A 3,642-nucleotide genomic window follows, 5' to 3' on the forward strand; every position below is an offset into this window, starting at 1 on the left:
GCCCAGGGCAAGCCGAAGCTGAAGACCGACGAGCAGGCGCAGGGCAAGGCCGGCACAACGACCGAGCAGAAGGCCCAGGGCACAAGTGGCACGACGACTGAGCAGAACGCCCAGGGCACGACCTCGACCCAGACCGACCAGGGCTCGACCGCATCGATCACCAATGTGACCGTCGAGCAGAAGACCGAGATCACCAATGTGATCCGCGAGACGAAAATCTCGCCGGTCGCGAGCGTCGATTTCGACATTTCCGTCGGCGTCGAGGTGCCGCGGCACAAGGTGCGACTGCACCGCCTGCCGCCGCGCATCGTCAAGATCGTTCCGGCCTACGAAACCTATGAATATTTCGTGCTGGCCGATGGCAGGATCGTCATCGTCGATCCTGACACGCTGAAGATCGTCATCATCCTGACCTGACGTTCACGAGCGTCACCAGGCCCGCCGCGCCGCATTGGCATGGCGGGCCTCTCTCGTTCGCGATCCAAAACAAACCGGAAAAAGGCCGCGGCCGGCGCGACGTTAATCCGGCGGCAATCCTTTCATATTAGCGTGGCCGCATATTCCGGGGATTGCTGAGGGGGTCAGCGGCCGATGGCGATGGTATCACGTGGCGCGGCTGGCGCGTTGAAAGCAGACGTGCCGGCAAGCCGGGGCACGGCGGGCCTCGCCGAAGCGATCGGCCGGATGGCGCAGCTGATCGAGCATTCGCGGGAGCGGATCCGGCTGCTCGAGGCGGTGATCGAGAATTTCCCCGGCGGCGTCTCGCTGTTCGACCAGGATCTCAACATGGTCATCTGCAACCAGCGGCAGCGGACCCTGCTCGACTATCCGGACGACCTCTTCGCCAATGGCTATCCGTCGATGGAGATGCTGTTTCGCTTCAACGCCGAGCGTGGCGAGTACGGGCCGGGCGAAGTCGAACTGCACGTCGCGCGCCGGCTGGCGCTGGTCAGGCAGCGCGAGGCGCATGTCTATGAACGGACCCGCCCTAACGGAACCGTCGTCGAGGTGCGCGGCATGCCGATCGAGGGCGGCGGCTTCGTCACCACTTATTTCGACGTCACAGAGCAGCGCCGCGACCAGGCGACGATCGCCCACATGGCGCATCACGACGCGCTGACCGACCTGCCCAACCGCATGCTGTTTTCCGATCGGCTGCAGAGCGCGGTGGCGCTTGCCAGGCGCGGCGCGCTGATGGCCGTGCATTATCTCGACCTCGACAAGTTCAAGCCGGTCAATGACGGCTTCGGCCACAAGGCCGGCGACAGGCTGCTGATCGACGCGGCCACCCGTTTGCGCGGCGCGGTGCGCGACCACGACACGGTGGCGCGGCTCGGCGGCGACGAATTCGCCATCGTCCAGACAGGCATTGCCGCAAAGGGCGACGCGGCAGCGCTTGCCTCGCGCATCATCGATCGCTTCCGGGAACCCTTCACGGTGGCCGGCAAGCCGCACGTCCTCGGGCTCAGCGTCGGCATCGCGCTAGGGCCTGGCGATGGCGTGAGCTCCGACGAGCTGCTGCAGAAGGCCGATATGGCGCTCTACCGCAGCAAGTCCGGCGGACGCGGGAAATTCCACTTCTTCGAGGCTTGAAAAGCGGGCCGCGTTTCGACGGCAAAACAGGCTTCCCCAAACATTCGCAAATGCTAATATGGCTGTGCGCGGGGACAACACCCAATCTTCGCGTGGGAGCGTCGGCGGAGTCTCCATAGAGCTGCCTCGGCCGGCGCTCCGTCTCGCGTGCCGCCTCGCAGGCACGATCTCGTCGGGAGAAACAACGGCCGCGGCGGAGACGCTTCCGCACGCCCCCCGACCGCAATGGGAGGAAATCATGTCGCATTACGTCATACTCGTGAACTTCACCGAGCAGGGCGCCAAATCCATCAAGGATACGGTGAAACGGGCGGAGGCATTCAAGGCGATGGCCGCTGACAGCGGAGTGAAGGTGAACTCGCTACTGTGGACGCTCGGCCAGCACGACGTGGTGGCCACCGTCGAAGCCAATGACGACATAGCCGCCACCGCCCTCAGCCTCTCCGTGGCATCGCTCGGCAATGTGCGCACCCAGACGCTGAAGGCCTTCGACGCCGCCGACATGGCGAAGATCCTCGGCAAGATGGCCGTCTGACGGCAAGCAGCCCGGCGCGAGGCGTCACGCCGGGCATGCCCGAGCCCGGAGCCGCCGGCTCGCGTCAATCGCCGGTGGAAGTGGGCAAGACAACTCTTGCATGCAACGCCGCAAGGCCCTAAGTCCTAAGACGTAGGTCGCAGATCACAAGCCGAAAGGCAGATGAGAGCGCGGCACTGGTGCCAACTTGCGACCATGCGTGAAAGGTGCAACGCTCTAATAGGGTAGAGACATGGGCGGGCATTCCGGGCGTTGCAGTCCGGAGTGTTCGATCGGGCAAATGTATTTTCCGCAGTTCCTTGTGGGAATGTCGGTCACGCTTCTCGTGGTCCTTGGATGGACCTACGCGGAGACGGGATCGCTTTGGCAATCGCTGGGCTGGGCCTTCGTCGCCGCTTTGCTGCTGCAGGTGGGCTATTTCGTCGCCGTGCTGGCGATCATCTACGGCCGCGGCTCTTCAGTCGCCAAGACCAGCGACAGTTCGCTTCCGGCCAAGATGCCTGGCCCCTTCAAGCGCGATGGCATCCTCTTCAGCCTGCTGTCGCGGCTGCTCTAGGCGCCCGGCGATTGGCGGCAGCCGAGGCGACAGCCAATCCCCCTTGTGAGGGAGATTGGCAACTCCGCCGTTGGCGTCAGTTCCTCAGCGAGGCGCCGACTGCAGGCCTGAGGCGGCCGGCACCGGTTCGGATGAGAACACCACCACGGCGAAAATCAGAATCGCGGCGGCGACGATCAGCGAGCCGCCGGCCACCACCGGCTCCAGTGCCGGATTGCCGTGCAGCATCAGGTAGAGCGCGGGCATCATGATCACCAGGCCGAGCGTGTAGAGGCCGTAGTGGATCATGGCGATGCGGCGGGCCGCCTTGGCCGGATTGAGCGCGTAATAGCCGCCGAACAGTGCCGACGTAACCCAGCCGAGAAGGTTGATGTGGGCGTGCGCGGGAAACGCGCCATGGTCGCCCGAGATGGCCATTTCCAGGCCGGCGGCGACGCCCAACATGAGAAACACGATGGCGGTCTTGAAGAAGAGTTCCGAAACCCGTGGCATGTTGTTGTCCTCCCAATGCCTTTTGATCCCCTATACGCTGGAGACTACATTGGGAGAGAAAGATTTGCCATGCCGAACATGGGCTTAGCGGTGGTTTTCCCCGTTGCGATGAATGGAAGCGAATAGCGAACAGGGAGTAGCGAATAAGGACGAGCGAGTAGTGAGTAGCCAGCAGTGAATGGTCGGTGCCGCGGTATGCAGCACCCCCATTTGCTATTGCTACTCCCTACTCACTCTTCCCTACTTACTCATTCCGTCGTTTCCGTTTCCTCTTCGGCCGGATCGGAGGTCGTGTCATCGGTCGTCGCCGCGGCGGCGTCCTGCTCCGCCAGCTTGGCGGCTACCTGGTCGATCTTGTCGTCGAGCACGCCCGTGGCCCACTCTGTGACCTCGTCGTCGACCGGCTTGTTGGCCATCTCGGCAAGCGCCGCGTCGGGCGCTGGGAGTTCGGCAGCGGCTTCGTCGG

Annotated in this window: 5 protein-coding genes and 1 pseudogene; 4 read left to right on the forward strand and 2 right to left on the reverse strand. The window is 63.8% G+C overall.

Annotated features, from left to right (window positions below):
* From EN745_RS31785 to EN745_RS31800, 4 genes are all read left to right on the forward strand, one after another.
* A partial coding sequence (locus EN745_RS31785; RefSeq protein WP_127423078.1) for a DUF1236 domain-containing protein occupies positions 1-417 on the forward strand: 417 nt, incomplete at its 5' end.
* A 174-nt stretch (positions 418-591) separates the two neighbouring features.
* Positions 592-1,593, forward strand: a complete 1,002-nt coding sequence (locus EN745_RS31790; protein ID WP_127423079.1) for a diguanylate cyclase — start codon at positions 592-594, stop codon at positions 1,591-1,593.
* 238 nt (positions 1,594-1,831) lie between these two features.
* Positions 1,832-2,128: a GYD domain-containing protein gene (locus tag EN745_RS31795; RefSeq protein ID WP_126055393.1), complete on the forward strand. Its 297-nt coding sequence runs from the start codon at positions 1,832-1,834 to the stop codon at positions 2,126-2,128.
* A 280-nt stretch (positions 2,129-2,408) separates the two neighbouring features.
* Positions 2,409-2,684: a hypothetical protein gene (locus EN745_RS31800; RefSeq protein WP_126055394.1), complete on the forward strand. Its 276-nt coding sequence runs from the start codon at positions 2,409-2,411 to the stop codon at positions 2,682-2,684.
* Positions 2,685-2,768: 84 nt separating this feature from the next.
* Here the strand turns inward: EN745_RS31800 and EN745_RS31805 are convergent, their stop codons facing one another.
* Both EN745_RS31805 and EN745_RS31810 read right to left on the reverse strand, forming a co-directional pair.
* On the reverse strand, positions 2,769-3,176 hold the full coding sequence (locus EN745_RS31805) for a hypothetical protein (protein WP_127423080.1): 408 nt from the start codon (positions 3,174-3,176) through the stop codon (positions 2,769-2,771).
* Positions 3,177-3,424: 248 nt separating this feature from the next.
* Positions 3,425-3,642: pseudogene (locus EN745_RS31810) on the reverse strand (hypothetical protein); the annotation flags it as partial.

The sequence above is a fragment of the Mesorhizobium sp. M4A.F.Ca.ET.022.05.2.1 genome (genome assembly GCF_003998845.1).
Taxonomy (GTDB): Bacteria; Pseudomonadota; Alphaproteobacteria; order Rhizobiales; family Rhizobiaceae; genus Mesorhizobium.